The following is a 19,211-nucleotide window of genomic DNA, read 5'->3' on the forward strand; positions in this document are numbered from 1 at the left end:
GTCGGGGGTTAGTCACCCCCTCCTACTCGATTGCTTTTTCATAAAATTTATAGCTTTTGAAAGCTAATTCGAAAAACCTCAATTTTTAGAATTTTTAGAATTGAGGTTGAATATTTCAAAGAATCAAGTATACTTATACTATATATGCATACTAACTGGTTGGTAAAGGTTACTTTGGAGTAGTCTTGGAGTGCTTTTTCTCCACAAATGAAAGCGTGTTCAAAGGTGTTTATAGAAGCCATATTTATAGGACTTAAACAAAAAGATGTGTTTTTTTCGAATCGAAATTGGGAGGTAGGAGTATGAGTCAGAGAAAGAAATGGTTAGACCTTTATCCTGAAAATGTTGCAAAGGATCTAGAAATTCCAAAGAAGTCTCTACCTGAGATGCTGGGAGAAACTGTCGCAAAGTACCCAGATCATAAAGCGTTATCCTTTTTTGGTAGGAAATTAACGTACCGGGAACTTCAAGGTGGGGTCTTAGGTTTTGCAGCTGCCCTCCAATCGAAAGGTGTGCAAAAAGGAGAGCGGGTTGCAATTATGCTACCAAATTGCCCTCAATATGTTATTAGTTATTATGGAATTCTTTCTTCGGGTGGGATTGTTACCCAGATCAATCCGATGCTTGTGGAACGAGAACTTGAATATATCTTAAACGATTCGGGGACAGAAACAATCATTGTTTTAGATGCGCTATATCCAAAGGTGAAGAATGTTCAAGAAAATACGAGTGTGAAGAATGTAATCGTCGTCAGCCTACAACCTTCGGGACAGAGTTTTGATTCAGATTATACATTTGAAAGCTTCTTGGCAAGTGCTACACAATCATTTACTCCAGTGGAAATTGAGCCTGAACATGATGTTGCTATTCTTCAATATACAGGAGGGACAACAGGGCGCTCTAAGGGAGCAATGTTGACGCATCGGAATATTTTTGCAAATGTGTTTCAATGCTACGAGTTTTTTAAAGATGAAATGAAAATTGCCCAAGAAAAAATTCTGACGGTTATTCCGCTATTTCATGTTTTTGGGATGACGTCCTGTATGAATCTATCAATCTTTACAGCTGCAGAGTCGATTATGCTTCCAAGGTTTGAACTTGAAGAGGTACTTAATACCATTAAACAAGAACAACCAAGCATTTTCCCAGGTGTCCCAACGATGTATGTAGCGATTACCAATCATCCAAATGCAGAAAAGTACGGAATTGATAGTATTCGAACATGTAACAGTGGCAGTGCCCCAATGCCTGTTGAGTTGTTGAAGGAGTTTGAAGGGAAAACTGGTTCGAAAATCCTAGAAGGTTATGGCTTATCTGAAGCTTCTCCGACGACCCATTGTAATCCACATTTTGCAGACAGGAAACCAGGCAGTGTCGGAATAGGGGTTCCATCTACAGATTACAAAATTGTTGACCTAGCTGATGGTGAGACGGAAGTTCCAGTAGGTGAACTTGGTGAAATCATTATTAAAGGTCCCCAAGTAATGAAAGGGTATTGGAATATGCCAGAAGAGACAGCTGCGACCTTGAAGAATGGTTGGCTCTATACAGGTGATATAGGGAGAGTAGATGAAGAAGGGTATCTTTATATTGTTGATCGGAAAAAAGATATGATCATCGCCAGTGGATACAATATTTATCCACGTGATGTTGAGGAGGTTCTCTATGAACATCCTTCCGTTCAGGAAGCTGTAGTTATTGGCGTTCCAGACCCATATCGTGGGGAAACCGTTAAAGCTGTAATTGTACAAAAGGCGGGGAAAGCAGCGACTGAGGAAGAAATCATTAAATATTGCAAGGATAATATGGCAGCATATAGAGTTCCGTCTATTGTTGAGTTTCGTAAAGAACTCCCAAAAACTGCAGTCGGAAAAATATTGCGTAGAGCTTTGAGAGATGAAGTTAAAAGTAACAACAAGTAAAAAACGTATGCACGTTGATGGTTATTAGCAATAATCTTCTGTTTAACCAAGATTATTGTTACCCGGAGTGATTAAATAGGCTAGGGCGAATGCTGTTGTGGTATAATTTTTCTCATAATATAGGAAGATTGTGAGGCTGTATAGCGTGAAAGAAAAAATAACCGAACAAAGCATTCGCCTTTTTGAGAAAAAAGGTTTTACTGAAACATCTATCCAGGATATTGTTGATTCTTTAGGTGTTACAAAAGGTACGTATTACTACTACTTTTCCAGCAAAGAAGAATTGCTCATGGACATCCATATAAAATATATTAAAAACCTTGTGGAGGCCCAAGAAAAAATCCTTTATAACGAGCAGAATAACTGTAAGGAAAAGCTAGCAGAGATTGTATACATGCTGATTGGGAATATTGACAGTCAAGGTCCTAGTGCCAAAATTTTCTTTCGTGAAATGAAAAATCTAAAACCAGAGCATCTTGAAAAAATCATTCCAATCCGCGATCAATTTCGGATTAATATTGAACAATTGATCAAAGAAGGCATTGATAAAGGGGAATTCAAAGAACATTTGAATGCGCCCATCATAGCATTAGGAGTACTTGGTGTTACGAACTGGAGTTATCAGTGGTTCAAGCCTAATGGAAGCAAAAGTGCCAGGGAAGTGTCTGATATTTTTGTAGATATGATCTTAAATGGGGTAGCTAGGTAAAAAAAAATAAGGCGGGGGAGACAGGTTCTTCCGCTTATTTATGTCTAAAACATACCAACTGGTCAGTATTAAAACTGGATATGATATGAGAGGAGGTGGCTGGGTGGAAGAAATACAAGTAACCGTGAGATTTGGTGAAACCGATGCTTTAGGGCATGTAAATAATACAAGCTACTTTATTTACCTTGAGGAAGCGAGGATTCGGTTTATAGAAGCGCTGGGATTTGATATGAATGTAGAATATTGGAATTTTATCCTTGCTTCAACAAAGCTTGATTTTATTAATCAAGGTTTTTTTAATCAAGTTCTTGCAATCAAAACATATGTATCAAAAGTGGGAACAAAAAGTTTTGAGCTCATACATGAGATTATATGTAGTCAGACTGGAGAACTTGTCGCAAAAGGAAACGCTGTCATGGTTTATTTTGATTTTGAACTGCAGAAAAGTAGTCAGATACCAGAAGACATAAGAGAGCAATTAACACAGCACTTCGTCAGTCAATAAGAGACTGAATCTTCTTTAAATTAAGTGGGAGGAGCGGTTATATGCGTCAAAAAATAGGTGAAGATACGATTCCAGTGCGAAAAGGGGAGGAGTTAGATGTCACGACCCTTGAGTGGTTTTTAAGGAAAAATATTGATGGACTTCCATATGAAAGACTAGAGGTTAGGCAATTCTCTGCAGGGCACTCAAATTTAACGTATCAATTAAAAATAGGAGATTGGGAGGCCGTTCTCAGGAGACCGCCGTTGGGACCGGTTGCCCCTAAAGCCCATGATATGGAAAGGGAACATAAAATCATTTCAGAAATTCACTCGCTGTTCTCCCCAGCCCCCAATCCTATTTTATTTTCAAATGATCTTACTGTCGTAGGAAGCCCGTTTCAAATTATGGAACGAAAACATGGAGTTGTCTTAGACACTACTTTTCCAGAGTCAATTACTCCTACGGAGGAAAATTGCAGGCGGGTATCTGAGATAATGGTCGATCGTTTGGCAGAATTACATTCGATTGATTATCGAAAAACAAAACTTGGAGAAATATCAAAACCAGAAGGATTTATGGAACGACAAGTTCACGGATGGATTGGTCGTTATGAACGAGCAAAAACAGATGATATTAAAGAAGCAGATATCTTAACACAGTGGTTAGCCAAACACAGTCCAAAAAAACACGAAGCAGCCATTATTCATTATGATTATAAATTAAACAATGCCATGTTTAACCCTGAATTAACGGAAATGGTTGGTTTATTTGATTGGGAAATGACCACTGTTGGAGATCCACTTGCTGATTTGGGGGTTGCTCTTGGCTATTGGTTACAAGAGGATGACCCAGATATGTTGAAAAAAGGATTTAGTAAACCCTCTGTTACAGTTAATCCAGGATTCTTATCAAGGAATGAATTCATAGAAAGATATGCAAAGAAGAGCGGACGTGATGTAACAGATATCAACTTTTATTTAACGTTTGCTTACTTTAAACTCGCGGTTATTCTTCAACAAATTTATTACCGCTATAAAAAAGGACAAACAAATGATACAAGGTTTGCCAACTTTGACGAGACGGTCCGCAACTTGATTATGTATGGGACTCATGTAGCTTTTAGTAAATAGAAAACCGCTGTGTTTGATTTTCCAATCCATGGAATTGAGCGGAAATCAACATCCACGTTTTACACAGGTATGATAAAAATAGTTTGCTAGATTCCGACATGAATAAATAAAACAAGAGGTGTAGAAATGCAAAAAATCCACCTTCTGCTTAAGAAGGAAGAACTAAATGAAGAGAAAATAGAATCAGGAAAAAAAATAGCTGTGGTTCTCGATGTATTGCTTGCGACAACAACCATAACATCAGCACTACATAACGGGGCCAAAGAAGTAATCCCGGTTATGAATAGCGAAGAAGCCCTTGAAGTTGCAAAAGCGATTCCGGCAAATGATTGCGTCATCGCAGGGGAATATGAAGCAAAACCGATTGATGGTTTCGTATACCCTAGTCCAACGCTTATTAGCAAAATGATTAAAGATAAAACTTTAATTCTATCGACAACAAATGGCACAGTTGCACTTCGAAAGTCTGCTGGTGCGACGAAAGTCTTTATTGCGGCTTTGGTGAATAATCCATATGTAGCAAAGGCTATTCAGAAGGAAAAGGAAGCTGAAACAATTGTCGTGGTTTGTTCTGGAAATTCTACTGGGTTCAGCTTAGAGGACTTTTATGGTGCAGGTCATTTCATTCAATGTCTCGTAGGAAATCAACGAGAAGAGTACGAATTAACGGATTCTGCGCTAGCTGCACTGATGTTTTATCAAGGTAGGGTGGAAGCTTCAAAGCAAACCTTAGCTGATTCTTTCGTTGGTCGGATGTTTACTCGACATGAGGGAGAGGAAGACCTGCAATTAGCTGCTGAAAAGGGGGCAATTGATCTTGTTCCGATTCTCAAAGATGGAAAAGTAGTTTGCTCAGGTAAAGGGATAGAAGTAAAAACAAATAATTAGATAAAGAGGTGGGGAAAGAGATGACTAGGTTTGCAGATTGTGTTGCAGTAATTACTGGAGCAGGTAGCGGAATTGGGAAGGCAGCAGCGGCACGGCTTGCTAGTGAGGGAGCAAAGGTTATTCTTGTTGGGAGAACTAGGTCCAAGTTAGAGACAGCCGCCAGAGAAATCAACCAACCAATGAGGATTCCAGCTGCTGAAATCTTTCCTGCTGATGTGACAGATGAGGAAGACTTAGTTGAGCTTGCCCAATATATTGAAGAACAATATGGAGATTTCCATATTTTAATCAATAATGCTGGTGTCTCGAGCCAAGGAAAGATTCTCGATATGGATGTTAAGGATTGGGACTATGTTCAATCCGTTAACTTGAAGAGCGTTTTTCTGACAGCAAAAGTTCTAGGAGGTTTAATGGCCAAAGGAGCAGCCCGAACAAGGGGAAACGATAATCGAGCCATTGTAAATGTTGCCTCACTTTCAGGGCATCAGGCAGGGGCACAAATCCCTCATTATAGCTCAGCTAAAGCAGCGGTAATCAATTTAACTAAATCTTTAGCCCTTGAATTTGCCCAATACGGGATTAGAGTGAACTCTGTATCGCCGGGTTTTATTGAAACGCCGCTTACGGAGAGAGGCCTGCAAAATGATAAATTTTTGAAAGCCATTGAGCGTAACACAGCTCTTCAAAGAGTAGGGAAAGCAGAGGAAATCGCGAATATTATTTCATTTATCGCATCAAGCGAAGCTTCCTATATGACAGGTTCAGATGTACTTGCTGATGGTGGCTGGTTAATTAAATAGGTTTATAGCGTCTAGAATGCTATAAACCGTTAAATCATTTTAACAGTTGAAAAGTTATTTTAGAAAAATTCTTAATTAAAAAATAAAGGGGAAATGACCATGAGTAGAGAAGATTTATTAATTAGCAAGGAAAATTCAGTTCTTTCTTTAACCCTTAATCGTCCAGAGAGTCTAAATGCTTTCAGCCCAGATATGATACTTGGCCTGACAAATTCTATTAAAGATGCGCAAACTGACCCAGAAGTGAAGGTCATTGTCTTATCTGGAGCGGGGAGATCATTTAGTGCAGGTGGAGATGTAAAGACAATGGGAGACAGAACGGCTACACATGCCTATGACCATATTGGGAGATTAAATGAGTTAATTTTAACGATGAGAAATACGGAGAAGCCAATTATTGCAGCTGTACATGGCTTCGCTGCGGGAGCCGGTTTTAATTTAGCACTTGCATGTGATCTAATCATTGCCGCTGAGGATAGTAAGTTTGCACTCAGTTTCTCAAAAGTTGGACTAATTTCTGATGGAGGTGGAGCTTACTTCTTACCTCGCCTAGTAGGTCCTCATTTGGCAAAACAATTCTTTTTCAGCGGAGAGCCAGTATCTGCTAAGCGTATGTACGAGCTAGGCGTTATAAATGAACTAGTTCCTGCTGATCTACTACGTGAAGAAACACTGAAACTTGCTACTAATCTAGCATTTGGTCCAGGTCGTGCGTATGGAATGATGAAGAAGCTAATAGATCATTCACTTACGGCTACACTTGATGAAATGTTAGAACAAGAAAGAATTACCCAGACGATGATGATTGCAACCGAAGACCATCAGGAAGGGGTAGCTGCTTTTAAAGAGAAAAGAAGACCTGTTTTTACAGGAAAATAGTTGGGGGAGATTTGTGATGAAGGCAATACAATTCAAGGAATACGGCGGTCCAGAGGTTTTAAATACCATTGATGTTGAAAGGCCAGTTGCTACTGGACGAAATGTAGTCATTGAAGTTCATGCGGTTGGGGTGAACTATGCGGACACGGCAAGACGTGAAGGACAATATGTGGTGCCTACACCACTTCCATATATTCCAGGAGCAGAGGTTGCAGGAGTTGTCGTTGAGGTGGGAGAAGAAGTAACAAGCGTAACACCTGGGACAAGGGTCGTAACCTTACTTGAGTCTGGGGGCTATGCAGAATATACCTTAGCCGACGAAAGAGGGTTAATCCCACTACCAGATCAGATTGACTATAGTACAGCAGCTGCTTTGCCTTTACAAGGGTTAAGTGCCTATCATGTCTTAAAGACTATGGGAAGACTTGAAAAAGGTGAAACAGTTTTGGTTCATGCTGCAGCAGGTGGAGTAGGGACCATTGCCGTACAACTTGCAAAAATCTTCGGTGCTGGGAAAGTAATTGCTACTGCTAGTACGCCTGAAAAATTAGAACTAGCTCGTGAAATGGGGGCAGATGTTTTAATCAACTATACGGAGGAAGGCTGGGAACAGCAGGTTCGTGAAGCGACAGGGAAAAAAGGGGTCGATGTTGCGTTAGAAATGGCTGGGGGAGATGTCTTCTATAAAACGCTAAAATGTCTAGCTCCATTTGGTAGACTTGTTGTCTTTGGCGTAGCGAGTGGAGAGCAAAGTAATTTTAACCCAGCTTCTTTAATGGCAAGAAATCAATCAGTAATCGGATTTTTCCTTCCTCAAATTATGAGGAGACCGGAAATTCTGTTGCCAAGTATTCAGGAAATTTTCCAATATGTGATTGAAGGCAAGTTAAAGCTGACAATAGGTGGCACTTTCCCTCTAGAGCAAGCAAGAGAGGTACACACATTGCTACAGGGGAGAAAGACCACTGGAAAGTTAATCTTAGAGCCTATAAATCAATAAGGTCTTCTAAATAAATATTGCTCCGATTCTAGAGCAACGAGTGTATCCATGCACTAAATTGTTAGATAAACATGCGTTGTTCTATTTGTCGGTAAAGCAACATAGTAGTTAATGAGTAATATTCATTCATAAGAGCCATAAGGACTTCTTTTATCCTTGTGGCTCTTTTCTGTTTGATTCCTTGAATATTGTTCTGTTGGCTACCACTAGTCCTGGGATAAAGTACATTCATGATTCTTTTTTCACCAATTTGAACCTCTTTCATAGAATAAGAGTAGTTCAAAAAGGGGCGTGATGGTTAATGGATAATCAATTTTTTAAAGGCATTGAAAAGAAAACAGGTGTAAACATGAAGGATATCCTTGATTTAGCGAATTCTCTCCAAAATGCCAACTTTAAAGATGAGCACACCGTTCGTGGTGTCATCCGTAGAGTATCGCAAATTGCGAATAAACCAGTATCTAGAGAAATGGAAGATAAAATTGTTGAGTCCATCGTTAAAGACGGAAAACAGCTTGATATGAACCAGATTTCTAAAATGCTGAATAATAAAAAATAGCAAACGAAAAACAGGACCCTCTTCTGTAAATAGGGGTCCTGTTTGGGCTACTTATGTTCTTTTTTCAATATCGATAAAAAACGGGAGGGATTGGCTTTTCTTCCTCGTCTATACTGTGGGACAGAAAGATATAGCCGCTCCATTGCCCTTGTCACCGCAACATATAAAAGCCGACGCTCTTCTTCTAACGGTTGTGGGTCACCGTTACGATACGAATCTAAAGAAAAATCATGCGGGATACTGCCATCGACAGCTCCAAGTACATAGACATTCTGGTATTCAAGCCCTTTGGAACGGTGAATCGTACTTAAAATAATCGCATTGTCCATTTTCTTCCCTAGCGCTTTTATTTCGCGGTTCATGGCACTCATATGATTTGCATGTTCGATTAATTCCATGATGGTCGAGAAGGGACGAGCAGCAACCTTAAGGTCACGGATATCATCGGAGCCTTTCTCTAGCTTGTTTCCCTCATTCCCACGTTTTTTAATAAAATCTTGGTACCCAAGCTCTTTTTCAACCTTTTCAATGGCTTGAAGAGGGGGTGTTGAGGATAACGAGCGGACAATATTGACAAGTTTTTTTAATTTTTGCTCCTGGAAGGCAAAACCAGTTTTAACATGAGAAAGTGCTTCAAGCATGGAACAATCTTTTAAAATACTCTCTGCTTGTAAATCTCTGAAAACAGACTGTTTTAGGAAAAGAGACGGGAGAATGTTTTTAATTGCTTCCGAATCATCTTCATTAAGGCTTAATCGGAAAAAAGACAAGACTCCCCTAACCATAAACCGTTCATAGAAGGACTCTACATCTTGATCCATTTTAAAGGGGAGGCTAGAAGCTGCAAGTCGTTCAAACACTGCCCTGCTTGCCGTATTCGTCCGAAAAAGAATCGCGAAGTTTTCAGGCTTTGCACCATTCTCAATTTTTTCCTGAATATCCGTCAAAATCATCGTTGCCTCTTCTTCTTCGTCATAAGGATAAAAAATCATTGGTTGAACGGAGAGAGCGTATTGTGCTTTCATTTCTTTTTTATGGCGTTGCTGGTTAGCAGCGATAATCGTATTCGCCGTTTCAACTATTTCATGTGGAGAACGATAATTTTGATTCAGGATTACCATTTTTGTACCTGGAAATTCTTTTTCGAATTTAAGGAGGTACGAGGGATCGCTACCACGGAAAGCGTAAATGGATTGGTCGTCATCCCCTACAGCACATACGTTATGAGTTCTTAAAGAGAGCATTTTTATTAATTCATACTGTACCTTGTTAATATCTTGAAACTCGTCAATTAGGAAATAATCAAAACGGTTTTGATATTGCTCAAGCAAATGAGGCTGGTTTATGAACAACTGATAGCAACCAATCAGCATATCATCAAAATCAAATACGCCATTGTTCGCTTTAACTTTTTCATAATCCTTATATAACAAAGCGACTTTTTCTTCCCAAGCTGTTTCGGGAGTTACCTGTTGTGGGGCCTGTAACGTGTTTTTCCATAGACCAATTTGTTGGAGAGCTAGGTCGTAAGCAAATTCTTTATCATCAAGCCCTAATTTTCTGCCGGCTTCTTTAACAATTTGCTCGCGTTGCCAGTCTTTTTTTAGAAGATGCTCCCCGGACCATCTTTCACGATCATGATGAAGCAATATTTTATAAAAAATGCTATGAAAGGTACCAGAAACAATGCTGTTAATCTGTCCAGAGGTTAAACCAGGGTAACCGATCAGGCGCTTTTTCATTTCTGCTGCAGCTTTTGCTGTGAACGTTACCAGCATCAATCGGTTAGGGGCAATATTTTGCTCAACGAGCATATAGGCAGTCCTTGCCGTGAGGACACGTGTTTTGCCACTCCCCGCACCGGCAAGGATAAGCAATGGTCCCTGAGTACTAGTTACGGCCTTTTCTTGATTTTCATCAAATTGGACTCCAGCACGATATAGTTGCTTCATATATCCATTAGATTGTTTTGGTGAATTTGGCTTTTGCTTGGTAAATGGTTGTAAAATTTTAAGTGCTTGAGCAGTCTTGTAGGAGGCTTTGGGCTCTGCGGTAATAATATTTCTCGATTTAGGGAGTCGAAAACCGTCCCGTTCTACATACTGGTCTTCTTCTTCTTCTGAACCTGAAGGTGACTCTACTAAAGGATCGTCACAAAACGAATTTCTATCAAGGTGATGATAGAAAGTAGGGGGGCGTTGGATTCCAAGATACAACCGAACCTGCTCCCCACATGATGAACAGGTTACTAACCCTTTTTTTCCATCTTCATAAAGCTTCTGGTAATCTTCTCGATTTAATATGTCAAGGTTTATCAAACTATTTTTATAGAAAGCGGTCTTCATAGAATTCCCTCTTTTTTAGATCAAAAATTAGACAGACTCTATCATAACAGAATCTTAGTGAAATAAAAAATAGGAAAATGTGTATATGAATAAAAAAGGACCCTAAAAAGGGCCCTTAATTATATACTCTTTTTCATTGTTTTATGAGGAATGCCGGCATCGAGAAATTCATCTGAAATGACTTCATAGCCAAGGTTGTTATAGAAAGGAATGGCATGTGTTTGAGCATTTAGCTTCAAGGCTTTAATCCCCTGGGATTTGGCATGTTGTTCAATTTTATTCATGATTGCTTTCCCAGCACCAGTACCGCGTTGTGAAGCTAAAACACAAATTCGTTCTACTTTTCCGAGATCATCCACGAGGCGAAAGCGCCCAGCGCCAGCAGGTTCCCCGTTTTGATAAAGAATAAAATGAGCAGCGGCTTCTTCGAATTGGTCTATTTCTTCTTCTTCAGGGACTTTCTGCTCGTCAACAAAAACTTTTTTCCTTACATTAAACGCATCAGTTAATTCTTTTTCATTGCTTACAACTTTTACTTCCATTTGTCCTTATTCCTTTCCAAAGCGAAATGTTTCGTATACTGTCCAAGAACCATTTTCTAATTGATAAAGTAGATGCATACGATCAACACTTTCTTCAAAGCTAACTTTATTCATGCGCAAAGATTCATATACATCAGAATGCTCATCATCTGATAGGTTTTGAGCGATTGTGATGTGAGGAACAAAACTATATTCCTGTTCACTAGCAAAATTAAGCTTTAGATCGTTATGCAGTTTCTCTAATTCTTCTGAGGGTTCTACTTTTAAATATATGACATTGTTTACGGGTGCAAAAGAACTAAATTTTGAAATTCGTAGCGAAACGGGGCGAAAGTCTTTTGCAATTTCATAAATTTTTTTTGCAATATCTTGGATGCCTACCCTTGTTTCCTCAAACGAAGATTTAATTGTTAGATGGGGGGGGATTAAAGCATAGTTCGAGTCATAGCGTTTTCTATAGGAATTTGCAAAGTCTTGAATTTCTTTAGATGGGAAGATCACGACACCAAACCTCATAACAAAACCTCCAATTCTAAAATAAATCCTACTACCAACAACTAAGTAGTTGATAGAGGTTTTTTTGTCATTATAACAAATTTCTCAAAGTATAGAAAAATCCCTCTATTTTGAAAACATTTTCTTTAACGCACTCTTTATATCTGGCTGCCAGTGTGTCCAAAAGTGGCCACCTTCAAACTCATGATAATGATAGAGACCGCCCTTCGTTTGCAAAAATTCTGAGAGCTCCCGATTGGGTGTTAAGAAGTCCTTTACTCGATTGTCAGTTGTCTTAACTTTGGTTTCTTCAGTTCCAATCGTATGATAAATGTTTATAAGTTCAGCATTATTATACTTTCTAGCGTGTTGCAAAACACTTTCATCGACAAACGGAGACTGGAGTATAACATGACCAAAAGTATTAGGATATTCAAGTGCAGCCATGAAAGAAACAGTAGCGGCAAGAGAATCTCCAATTAGCGCCCTACCCATCCCAATTTGTATGGTAGGATATTCTTTGTCAAGAAAAGGGACAAGCTCATGGGCGAGAAAACGGATATAGGCTTCTTGCTGACTACCTTCAGGGTGGTATTTCCGCCTTCGGTCTTCCACGGATGCATACGGAATCCCAACTATAATAAGGTTTTCAATTTCTTTATTTGCATGCAGTTCATCGACGACACGCCCGATTCTACCTAATTGGAAGTAGTCCTTCCCATCTTGGGCTATCAAGAGCGTATATTTATTTAAGGGTGAAAACGATGCAGGTGTATAAACGAGCAAGGTCATTTCTTCTCCCAAAGCATAGCTGAACACATTTAATTCTTCTATTGACCCTTTTGGGTATTCCATCGGACCCCTCCTTTCCTTCTTTAAACGCTTCAATGAGAGAATCTTAGCATATGATATACCCAAAATAGAAATAGGATGCTCACTTTTTTCATATATATATATAGTATTGATTGAAGAGAGTGTGTTGAGGGATATGTCAATAGTTTAAATTGACAAAGCTGTTAATATGTATGATAGAATATAGGGGAGTATCTTTATGACCAAAAGGGGGATATGAAATGAAAAAAAGAAAGTTTCTTTTATTTACGATTTTAATGTTGGCGCTCTCATTGTTTCTTGCTGCATGTAGTGGTGGTGGAAATGATGAAGGTGGCTCAGACACTGATGAAAAAGCAAAAGAGGATGCACCTAAATTTATGAGTATCCTAACAGGTGGAACTGGTGGAACGTATTACCCACTAGGTGGGGCGTTCGCTAAAATTGTTACAGACGGAACAGGCATCGATACAACAGCTGAAACAACTGGTGCCTCTGCAGAAAATATGCAATCCATCAAAGACGGTAAGGCAGAAATTGCTTTCACTCAAACAGATATTGCTTCTTATGCATCTGAAGGAAAACTAATGTTTGAAGGAAATGCGGTTGACAATATTCAAGCAATCGGGACACTTTACCCTGAGACAATTCAAATTGTTACAACCGAAAAAACAGGGATTAAAACAGTTGAAGATTTAAAAGGGAAAAAGGTTTCCATCGGTGCACCAGGATCTGGTACTGCCGCGAATGCAGAGCAAATTCTTGAAGTACATGGACTTACTTTAGATGACATCCAAAAGCAAGATTTAAGCTTTGATGAGTCTGTAAGTGGAATTCAGGATGGAAACATTGATGCAGCTTTCGTTACTGCAGGTACACCTACAGCTGCAGTTGAACAGCTTTCAGCAACAGAAACTGTTGTGATTGTTCCGGTTGAAGCAGATAAAGCTGAAGCATTAATTGAAAAGTATCCATACTATACAAAAGATGAAGTACCATCAGGAACATATAAACTTGGCTCAGCTGTTCCAACTGTTGCAGTCCAAGCAATGCTTGTAGTAAAATCTGATCTTTCAGAGCAAGTTGTTTATGATGTAACAAAGTCGATCTTCGAGAACCTTGACCAAGTTACCCATGCAAAAGCAGAACAAATTAGTGCGGACAAAGCTCTAAATGGTGTAGGAATTGATGTTCACCCAGGAGCTCAAAAGTATTTTGATGAAAAGGGAATTACGGCTGAATAGAGTAGAGTAGAAAACAATTGACCGGACATAGAGCCTTAAAAGAGGCTATTATGCCCGGTCAATTCACCTTAAAAGCGAGTTTTTCTATAAAAGTAAAAAATAGACTAAATACATCTGTAGCCCTTTCCTTATATTAAATTAGCTTTGTTCATGATGTTGTTGATTTATATCAATATACGTTTAACACGGCAATATCTTAGTGCCCTCTTTACGAGGAATTGGATAGGCGGTAGCTATATGTTTGTTAGTAAAAAACTCAACTTCGTTCTGTTCCTCCTCACCGTAATATTCATCATCATAACTTTGGTTATTCCTTATAAACAAGCTCTTGTATTTTTACAAATCGAAAATAACTCGGCCATTACCTATGTTCCTCTGGAAACAGGTGATAGCTTTAAGATAAAATATAAACATTCAATCCATTTAACAGATGTCATTGAAAGTTATCGTGTGACAAAACAAGGCAACATTAGGCAGTATGAATTAGAATATGAAAACTACGCAATTGGAATGCCATCAGCTGCTTCTGATGGAGAGATTTTTGAAGCCAAAGATGGGAAGTACTATATTAAAAATATGAAAAGAGATTTTCCTTCCTTTGTATTGCGCGTTGGTCAAGTTAGGGCCAATCATACTCTCCTATATAAAGAAAAGGCATATCCGTTAGCGGAATATATCGAACCTGGAACAAGAGTAAAGGTTCAAATAAAAAAATTAAATGCTATACAACAAATGAGAGGAGTTGACATCCTTGACAACTAATGAGGGGACATTGTCGCAGGAAAAACAACAGGAGCTATTAGAAAAATTTGACCCTGAGGCTGCGACAAGGAAATTGAAAGGAATTATGGGTTGGATTGTCTTTATTGGCCTGTTGGCTTTTTCGTTATTCCAGCTTTATACGGCAATTTTTGGGGTTTATACAGCACAAATCCAGCGCTCGATTCACTTAGGCTTTGCGTTAGCACTAATCTTTTTACTTTTTCCAATGAGGAAAAAGAACCTCCACAAGGCGAAGGTAGCCTGGTATGATATTGTGCTAGCCATTTTGGGTGTGGCAGTAGGTGCTTACTGGCCTTTAATGATTGATGAGTTAGTCAACAGAGTAGGTCGTCTGACTGAAGTCGATTATTTTATAGGTTTGGCAGCGATTCTACTGGTTCTTGAGGCAACAAGAAGGACAGTCGGATTACCAATTACAATCATTGCTACGGTGTTTATGGTTTATGCTTTATATGGACCATATATGCCGGGATTCTTAGCGCACCGTGGGCTAGATTTGGATACACTTATACAGACGATGTTCTATACAACTGAAGGGATTTTAGGTACGCCTCTTGGGGTATCTTCTACATTCATTTTTCTCTTCTTGCTATTTGGTGCTTTTCTCGTAAAGACAGGAGTTGGTCAATATTTTAATGATCTTGCTGTCTCATTAGCAGGAAAAAGAGTTGGTGGGCCTGCCAAAGTAGCAATCTTCTCTAGTGCTCTTCAGGGTACAATTAGTGGGAGCTCTGTTGCCAATGTTGTAACATCAGGGTCATTTACGATCCCAATGATGAAAAAACTGGGGTATCGGAAGGAATTTGCTGGTGCGGTTGAAGCGGCTGCGTCAACTGGTGGACAGTTAATGCCTCCTATTATGGGAGCTGCTGCTTTCTTAATGGTTGAGTTTATAGGTGGTGGAATTACTTACTGGGATATTGCTAAGGCGGCTACAATCCCTGCATTGCTATATTTTACTGGTATATGGATTATGGTCCACTTTGAAGCTAAACGAGTAGGTCTTCGTGGTATGTCTGACGAAGAGCTCCCTGAACGCAAGGAAGTCCTTAAAAAGATTTATCTATTGCTTCCAATTCTTGCAGTTATTCTATTAATGGTTAGCGGTATGAGTATCATGCGTGCAGCATTATGGTCGATTTTAATTACCATTTTAGTAAGCTTGATTCGTAAGGATACAAGAATCGGCATTAAGGATGCGATTGATGCTTTAGTTGATGGTGCAAGAACTGCTTTGAGTGTGGCTGCAGCAACTGCGGCGGCTGGAATCATTGTAGGGGTTGTCACAAAAACAGGCTTAGGTCTTAAATTAGCAAACGGTTTATTAGATCTTGCTGGAGGGGTACTAATCCCGACATTAATGCTAACAATGGTTGCAGCGATTGTCTTGGGAATGGGTTCTCCGACAACGGCAAACTATGTTATTACTTCTACGATTGCAGCTCCAGCGATTATTTTACTAGGAGTACCAGATCTTTCAGCACATTTATTTGTTTTTTATTTTGGAATTATTGCGGATATTACTCCTCCTGTTGCTCTTGCAGCCTTCGCTGCAGCTGGTGTATCCGGCGGCGAGCCATTACGGACTGGTGTTAACTCAGCGAAGCTCGCGATTGCAGCCTTCATCATTCCGTATATGTTTGTATTATCACCAGAGCTATTGATGATTGATACAACTTGGTATTACCTGATTTGGGTAGTCTTCACCGCAGTTGCAGGAATGATGGCAATTGGAGCAGGTGTTATTGGGTACTGGATAAGACCACTGGCTTGGTTTGAAAGAATTATTGGTTTGGTCTGTGGAATAATGTTGATTTATCCTGAGGGAATGACCGATATTATTGGGCTAGGATTATTTATCGTTCTAATTGCATTGCAATTAATCTTTAAACGAGATAAAAATGGTCAAACACAGCCAGCGAACTAATTAAGAAGAAGTCCTTTTTCTAAGGGGCTTCTTTTTTTTAACTTAATCGCTTCATTTTTTGTTTAAGCGGGGAAGCGGCTAGGATGTGATCTACTGCAAAAAGTCGCATCTGCTTCCGTAGATAGCAGAAACCTTTCAGATGTTGGTCTGTGACTTCATACGGTTTAACCATACGCTGAGTCATTTTTTGATTGGAATCAAGATAGATAATTTGGACAAGTTGTTGGTCCTTTATGGACCTAACCAAGAAATTCTGCATAAGGATGCTCCTTTTACGTTTTTTCATCAATCTTTATGAATACACTTAGTTTATTCTTATTATATACGAACGTTAGTTCTTATATTCATTAAAAAGAAAAAATCTCTGGAACGTAAATTACGGAAGTACCACTGATAATCGCTATGGTGAAAAGTGTTGACATTTTGAAGAAAACATTATATATTTATTAATGTCCTGAATAAATGAAAATTCTATTAAGATTCCGTAGCTCAGCTGGGAGAGCGCTACCTTGACAGGGTAGAGGTCGCTGGTTCGATCCCAGTCGGAATCATCAACGGCCGTCAAAGCGCGACATTACAGCGTTTGGCGGCTTTTTTGTTTCGTTGACTTGATTCGTTGACTTGACGAAGACTTGTTACCGATAACCGCTATACGAATAAACAGATAACACGTCCATTCATTACGAAAATTTCGTACTGGAAGGGCGTGTTTTTTATTGTCTGAAAAGCATTCGGAAAGGCGAAAATGGAAACGGGTCAAAACCGTCAGAAGCGGCGTTTCTTCGCCATCCAACAATGACTTAGACGTATTATTCCAAAACTATTACGATGTAAAGCTTGCGGAAGGACGGGCAAAACAAACGCTTGAAAAGTATCGGCTTATTTACGGAAACCTTTGCAAATATTTGGACGTTCACGGCATAGGACGAGATATCCGCAATATTGACGTTGGGTTGGTCCGAAAATATATTTCGTGGTTGCTCAAAGATTATGTTCAATTCGAGAAACATAAATTCAAACCGGATTACGCAAAGAAAAGAGGGTTGTCGCCGCAAACGACAAACGATTACTTGAAGACATTGCGGACATTTTTCCGATTCCTTGTTGAAGAAGGCAAAGTTGACGTGAATCCATTTGAAGCCGTGAACAGTGTCAAATACACAGACACTGAAATACTCGTATTGACTGCGGAAGAATTGAAAGTATTGCTTGAAGCGCCCGACAAACGGACTTACACAGGATTTCGTGATTATGTTCTAATGACGTTACTAATCGACACAATGACGCGAATAAATGAAGCATTGTCTTTGAAGACTTCGGACGTTGATTTCTCAAACAACACGATCACAGTTCGGGCGACAATTGCAAAGAATCGTAAGGCACGAATTATTCCAATACAGAAACAAACGGCGAAATTGTTGAAGGAACTTATCAAGGAAATTGAAGAATTCGAATGTGAGTATATTTTTCTCGCAAATTACGGCGAAAGATTGACTTCTAATCACTTCCGAAATATGTTGCGGCGGCACTACATCAAGAAGGCGGGAATCAAGAAAAGGGTTCACCCGCATTTATTTCGACATACGGCTGCAACTATGTTTCTTGAATCGGGCGGTGATATTCGGCACCTTCAATTGTTACTAGGTCATTCAGACTTGCGCATGGTTATGAGATACACGCACTTATCAAATCGAGCGTTAAAAGAACAACATGATAGACATTCCGCATTGAATCAATTAACAGGAAAGTTGAATCAAAAACGAAAAACCAAAAGGTAAAGGGGAAGAAAGCAATGACAGAATTCGCCGCAATCAATTTCAAAGAACTTCGAAAACATGAATCATTCGATAATGTCGAAGAAATGGATAAATCTATTTATGAGTATATCGACCATATACGTCACGAAGTGCCGCAAAGTGTGATTGACGTTCTTCTATGTCTTGGTAGGGCGTCTTTGCGTTGCGTTGGTCTGTCGTTCATGAAACAAGCCACAATTGCGAAACTAACAGGATATTCCCGCAAGACAATCAACAAAGCATTGAAGACGCTTGAAACGTTAGGTGTTATTGATTCCATGCGGACAAAAACGAAAACAGGGCGTCCTTCCGTCAAAGTCATGCGAATTCTTCCTTTTTGTGTTGAAAGGTTACATGCGGCGGTTACATCAGAGGAAGTGGTCGAAGCCAATAGGGATAACGGTTTGAAGCTTGCCGGCGACTTCGAACCAATTGTTCAAGAATCACCAAAACAAGAAAAACATATTATTAGCGATAATCAATCTATTTTCGAAAAAGTGTCCAAGCTATCCTCAACAATCGACCTTGACGGGAATCTAAAGAATATTGTTCGATATCTCGCTTTAAAGGTTGGCGATAAAGTGAAAAAGGGTTTACAAATAAAATCATTCTCGGCATATTGTGAAAAAGTATTGTCAAATGAAATCCGAAAGGCTTCCGCTATTCGTGCAATTGTCGAACATAAGCAAAAAGAAAAGGAAAGGGAACAACGCCGCTTTGACTTCTTTGTAAAGCGTAATTTTGGCATGGATTTCGAAGACTTGGGGTCGTCTGTCCAAATGGAAGCCCGTCGAATGTATGAAGAAGCTTGTAAGCCCAAACCCTTCCGCTGTCCTAGTCCTGTGCCTTTTTATAATTGGTTAGAACAATAATT

The 19,211-nt window shown here is 39.4% G+C and carries 19 protein-coding genes and 1 tRNA gene; 15 read left to right on the forward strand and 5 right to left on the reverse strand.

Features of this window, described 5'->3' with window-relative positions; genetic code table 11:
* Positions 1 to 302 precede the first annotated feature (302 nt).
* The 9 genes from H0185_RS17965 to spoVIF all read left to right on the forward strand — a co-directional run bounded on the left by H0185_RS17965 (position 303) and on the right by spoVIF (position 8,374).
* Positions 303 to 1,922: a long-chain-fatty-acid--CoA ligase gene (locus tag H0185_RS17965; RefSeq protein ID WP_221874872.1), complete on the forward strand. Its 1,620-nt coding sequence runs from the start codon at positions 303 to 305 to the stop codon at positions 1,920 to 1,922.
* 145 nt (positions 1,923 to 2,067) lie between these two features.
* Positions 2,068 to 2,631, forward strand: coding sequence for a TetR/AcrR family transcriptional regulator (locus H0185_RS17970; RefSeq protein ID WP_221874873.1), 564 nt, complete (start codon positions 2,068 to 2,070; stop codon positions 2,629 to 2,631).
* Positions 2,632 to 2,734: 103 nt separating this feature from the next.
* Entirely contained in the window at positions 2,735 to 3,136 is a 402-nt protein-coding gene (locus H0185_RS17975) for an acyl-CoA thioesterase (protein WP_221874874.1), read from the forward strand.
* Positions 3,137 to 3,177: 41 nt separating this feature from the next.
* Positions 3,178 to 4,248, forward strand: a complete 1,071-nt coding sequence (locus H0185_RS17980; RefSeq protein WP_221874875.1) for a phosphotransferase family protein — start codon at positions 3,178 to 3,180, stop codon at positions 4,246 to 4,248.
* Positions 4,249 to 4,374: 126 nt separating this feature from the next.
* Positions 4,375 to 5,136, forward strand: a complete 762-nt coding sequence (locus H0185_RS17985; protein WP_221874876.1) for a 2-phosphosulfolactate phosphatase — start codon at positions 4,375 to 4,377, stop codon at positions 5,134 to 5,136.
* A 20-nt stretch (positions 5,137 to 5,156) separates the two neighbouring features.
* Positions 5,157 to 5,936 (forward strand): SDR family NAD(P)-dependent oxidoreductase, encoded by a 780-nt coding sequence (locus tag H0185_RS17990; RefSeq protein WP_221874877.1) that lies wholly within the window; start codon positions 5,157 to 5,159, stop codon positions 5,934 to 5,936.
* A gap of 99 nt (positions 5,937 to 6,035) precedes the next feature.
* On the forward strand, positions 6,036 to 6,815 hold the full coding sequence (locus H0185_RS17995; RefSeq protein WP_221874878.1) for an enoyl-CoA hydratase/isomerase family protein: 780 nt from the start codon (positions 6,036 to 6,038) through the stop codon (positions 6,813 to 6,815).
* A gap of 16 nt (positions 6,816 to 6,831) precedes the next feature.
* Complete coding sequence (locus H0185_RS18000) at positions 6,832 to 7,815, forward strand: quinone oxidoreductase family protein (protein WP_221874879.1); 984 nt, start codon at positions 6,832 to 6,834, stop codon at positions 7,813 to 7,815.
* Positions 7,816 to 8,116: 301 nt separating this feature from the next.
* Entirely contained in the window at positions 8,117 to 8,374 is a 258-nt protein-coding gene (gene spoVIF / locus H0185_RS18005) for a sporulation-specific transcription regulator SpoVIF (RefSeq protein WP_221874880.1), read from the forward strand.
* Positions 8,375 to 8,421: 47 nt separating this feature from the next.
* On the opposite strand, the gene H0185_RS18010 is transcribed toward spoVIF, so the two are convergent.
* From H0185_RS18010 to H0185_RS18025, 4 genes are all read right to left on the reverse strand, one after another.
* Complete coding sequence (locus tag H0185_RS18010; protein ID WP_221874881.1) at positions 8,422 to 10,719, reverse strand: ATP-dependent helicase; 2,298 nt, start codon at positions 10,717 to 10,719, stop codon at positions 8,422 to 8,424.
* Positions 10,720 to 10,838: 119 nt separating this feature from the next.
* The gene (locus tag H0185_RS18015; protein ID WP_221874882.1) at positions 10,839 to 11,261 is read right to left on the reverse strand and encodes a GNAT family N-acetyltransferase; all 423 of its coding nucleotides are present in this window, start codon (positions 11,259 to 11,261) and stop codon (positions 10,839 to 10,841) included.
* Between the two features lie 6 nt (positions 11,262 to 11,267).
* Positions 11,268 to 11,777 (reverse strand): YjcG family protein, encoded by a 510-nt coding sequence (locus H0185_RS18020; RefSeq protein ID WP_221874883.1) that lies wholly within the window; start codon positions 11,775 to 11,777, stop codon positions 11,268 to 11,270.
* Between the two features lie 105 nt (positions 11,778 to 11,882).
* Entirely contained in the window at positions 11,883 to 12,611 is a 729-nt protein-coding gene (locus H0185_RS18025; RefSeq protein WP_221874884.1) for an alpha/beta hydrolase, read from the reverse strand.
* A gap of 218 nt (positions 12,612 to 12,829) precedes the next feature.
* Here H0185_RS18025 and H0185_RS18030 point away from each other — a divergent pair, with 218 nt between their 5' ends.
* The 3 genes from H0185_RS18030 (at position 12,830) to H0185_RS18040 (ending at position 16,541) form a co-directional block, all read left to right on the forward strand.
* A complete protein-coding gene (locus H0185_RS18030) occupies positions 12,830 to 13,831 on the forward strand; it encodes a TAXI family TRAP transporter solute-binding subunit (RefSeq protein WP_221874885.1) in 1,002 nt (333 codons plus the stop codon).
* 237 nt (positions 13,832 to 14,068) lie between these two features.
* Positions 14,069 to 14,593 (forward strand): DUF1850 domain-containing protein, encoded by a 525-nt coding sequence (locus H0185_RS18035; protein ID WP_221874886.1) that lies wholly within the window; start codon positions 14,069 to 14,071, stop codon positions 14,591 to 14,593.
* Entirely contained in the window at positions 14,583 to 16,541 is a 1,959-nt protein-coding gene (locus H0185_RS18040) for a TRAP transporter permease (RefSeq protein WP_221874887.1), read from the forward strand. The genes H0185_RS18035 and H0185_RS18040 overlap by 11 nt, the downstream gene beginning before the upstream one ends.
* A 37-nt stretch (positions 16,542 to 16,578) precedes the next feature.
* On the opposite strand, the gene H0185_RS18045 is transcribed toward H0185_RS18040, so the two are convergent.
* A complete protein-coding gene (locus tag H0185_RS18045) occupies positions 16,579 to 16,800 on the reverse strand; it encodes a WYL domain-containing protein (protein WP_221874888.1) in 222 nt (73 codons plus the stop codon).
* Positions 16,801 to 17,019: 219 nt separating this feature from the next.
* Here H0185_RS18045 and H0185_RS18050 point away from each other — a divergent pair.
* The 3 genes from H0185_RS18050 to H0185_RS18060 all read left to right on the forward strand — a co-directional run bounded on the left by H0185_RS18050 (position 17,020) and on the right by H0185_RS18060 (position 19,209).
* Positions 17,020 to 17,092: transfer RNA gene (locus H0185_RS18050), tRNA-Val, on the forward strand.
* Between the two features lie 165 nt (positions 17,093 to 17,257).
* Positions 17,258 to 18,319, forward strand: coding sequence for a tyrosine-type recombinase/integrase (locus H0185_RS18055; RefSeq protein WP_221874889.1), 1,062 nt, complete (start codon positions 17,258 to 17,260; stop codon positions 18,317 to 18,319).
* Between the two features lie 14 nt (positions 18,320 to 18,333).
* Positions 18,334 to 19,209 carry a helix-turn-helix domain-containing protein gene (locus tag H0185_RS18060; RefSeq protein WP_221874890.1) on the forward strand — a complete coding sequence of 292 codons (876 nt, stop codon included), beginning with the start codon at positions 18,334 to 18,336 and terminating at the stop codon, positions 19,207 to 19,209.
* Positions 19,210 to 19,211: the final 2 nt, after the last annotated feature.

Source organism: Mesobacillus maritimus, assembly GCF_019749255.1.
GTDB classification, from domain to species: Bacteria; Bacillota; Bacilli; order Bacillales; family Cytobacillaceae; genus Mesobacillus_B; species Mesobacillus_B maritimus_A.

What these genes read in the sequence shown, in the direction of transcription:
- H0185_RS17985 (WP_221874876.1), top strand. Translation starts at nt 4,375, where the DNA reads ATGCAAAAAATCCACCTTCTGCTTAAGAAGGAAGAACTAAATGAAGAG.
- H0185_RS18025 (WP_221874884.1), bottom strand. Translation starts at nt 12,611, where the DNA reads ATGGAATACCCAAAAGGGTCAATAGAAGAATTAAATGTGTTCAGCTAT.
- H0185_RS18010 (WP_221874881.1), bottom strand. Translation starts at nt 10,719, where the DNA reads ATGAAGACCGCTTTCTATAAAAATAGTTTGATAAACCTTGACATATTA.
- H0185_RS18020 (WP_221874883.1), bottom strand. Translation starts at nt 11,777, where the DNA reads ATGAGGTTTGGTGTCGTGATCTTCCCATCTAAAGAAATTCAAGACTTT.
- H0185_RS18030 (WP_221874885.1), top strand. Translation starts at nt 12,830, where the DNA reads ATGAAAAAAAGAAAGTTTCTTTTATTTACGATTTTAATGTTGGCGCTC.
- H0185_RS17995 (WP_221874878.1), top strand. Translation starts at nt 6,036, where the DNA reads ATGAGTAGAGAAGATTTATTAATTAGCAAGGAAAATTCAGTTCTTTCT.
- H0185_RS18060 (WP_221874890.1), top strand. Translation starts at nt 18,334, where the DNA reads ATGACAGAATTCGCCGCAATCAATTTCAAAGAACTTCGAAAACATGAA.
- H0185_RS18015 (WP_221874882.1), bottom strand. Translation starts at nt 11,261, where the DNA reads ATGGAAGTAAAAGTTGTAAGCAATGAAAAAGAATTAACTGATGCGTTT.
- H0185_RS17990 (WP_221874877.1), top strand. Translation starts at nt 5,157, where the DNA reads ATGACTAGGTTTGCAGATTGTGTTGCAGTAATTACTGGAGCAGGTAGC.
- H0185_RS18000 (WP_221874879.1), top strand. Translation starts at nt 6,832, where the DNA reads ATGAAGGCAATACAATTCAAGGAATACGGCGGTCCAGAGGTTTTAAAT.
- spoVIF (WP_221874880.1), top strand. Translation starts at nt 8,117, where the DNA reads ATGGATAATCAATTTTTTAAAGGCATTGAAAAGAAAACAGGTGTAAAC.
- H0185_RS18045 (WP_221874888.1), bottom strand. Translation starts at nt 16,800, where the DNA reads ATGCAGAATTTCTTGGTTAGGTCCATAAAGGACCAACAACTTGTCCAA.
- H0185_RS17965 (WP_221874872.1), top strand. Translation starts at nt 303, where the DNA reads ATGAGTCAGAGAAAGAAATGGTTAGACCTTTATCCTGAAAATGTTGCA.
- H0185_RS17980 (WP_221874875.1), top strand. Translation starts at nt 3,178, where the DNA reads ATGCGTCAAAAAATAGGTGAAGATACGATTCCAGTGCGAAAAGGGGAG.
- H0185_RS18035 (WP_221874886.1), top strand. Translation starts at nt 14,069, where the DNA reads ATGTTTGTTAGTAAAAAACTCAACTTCGTTCTGTTCCTCCTCACCGTA.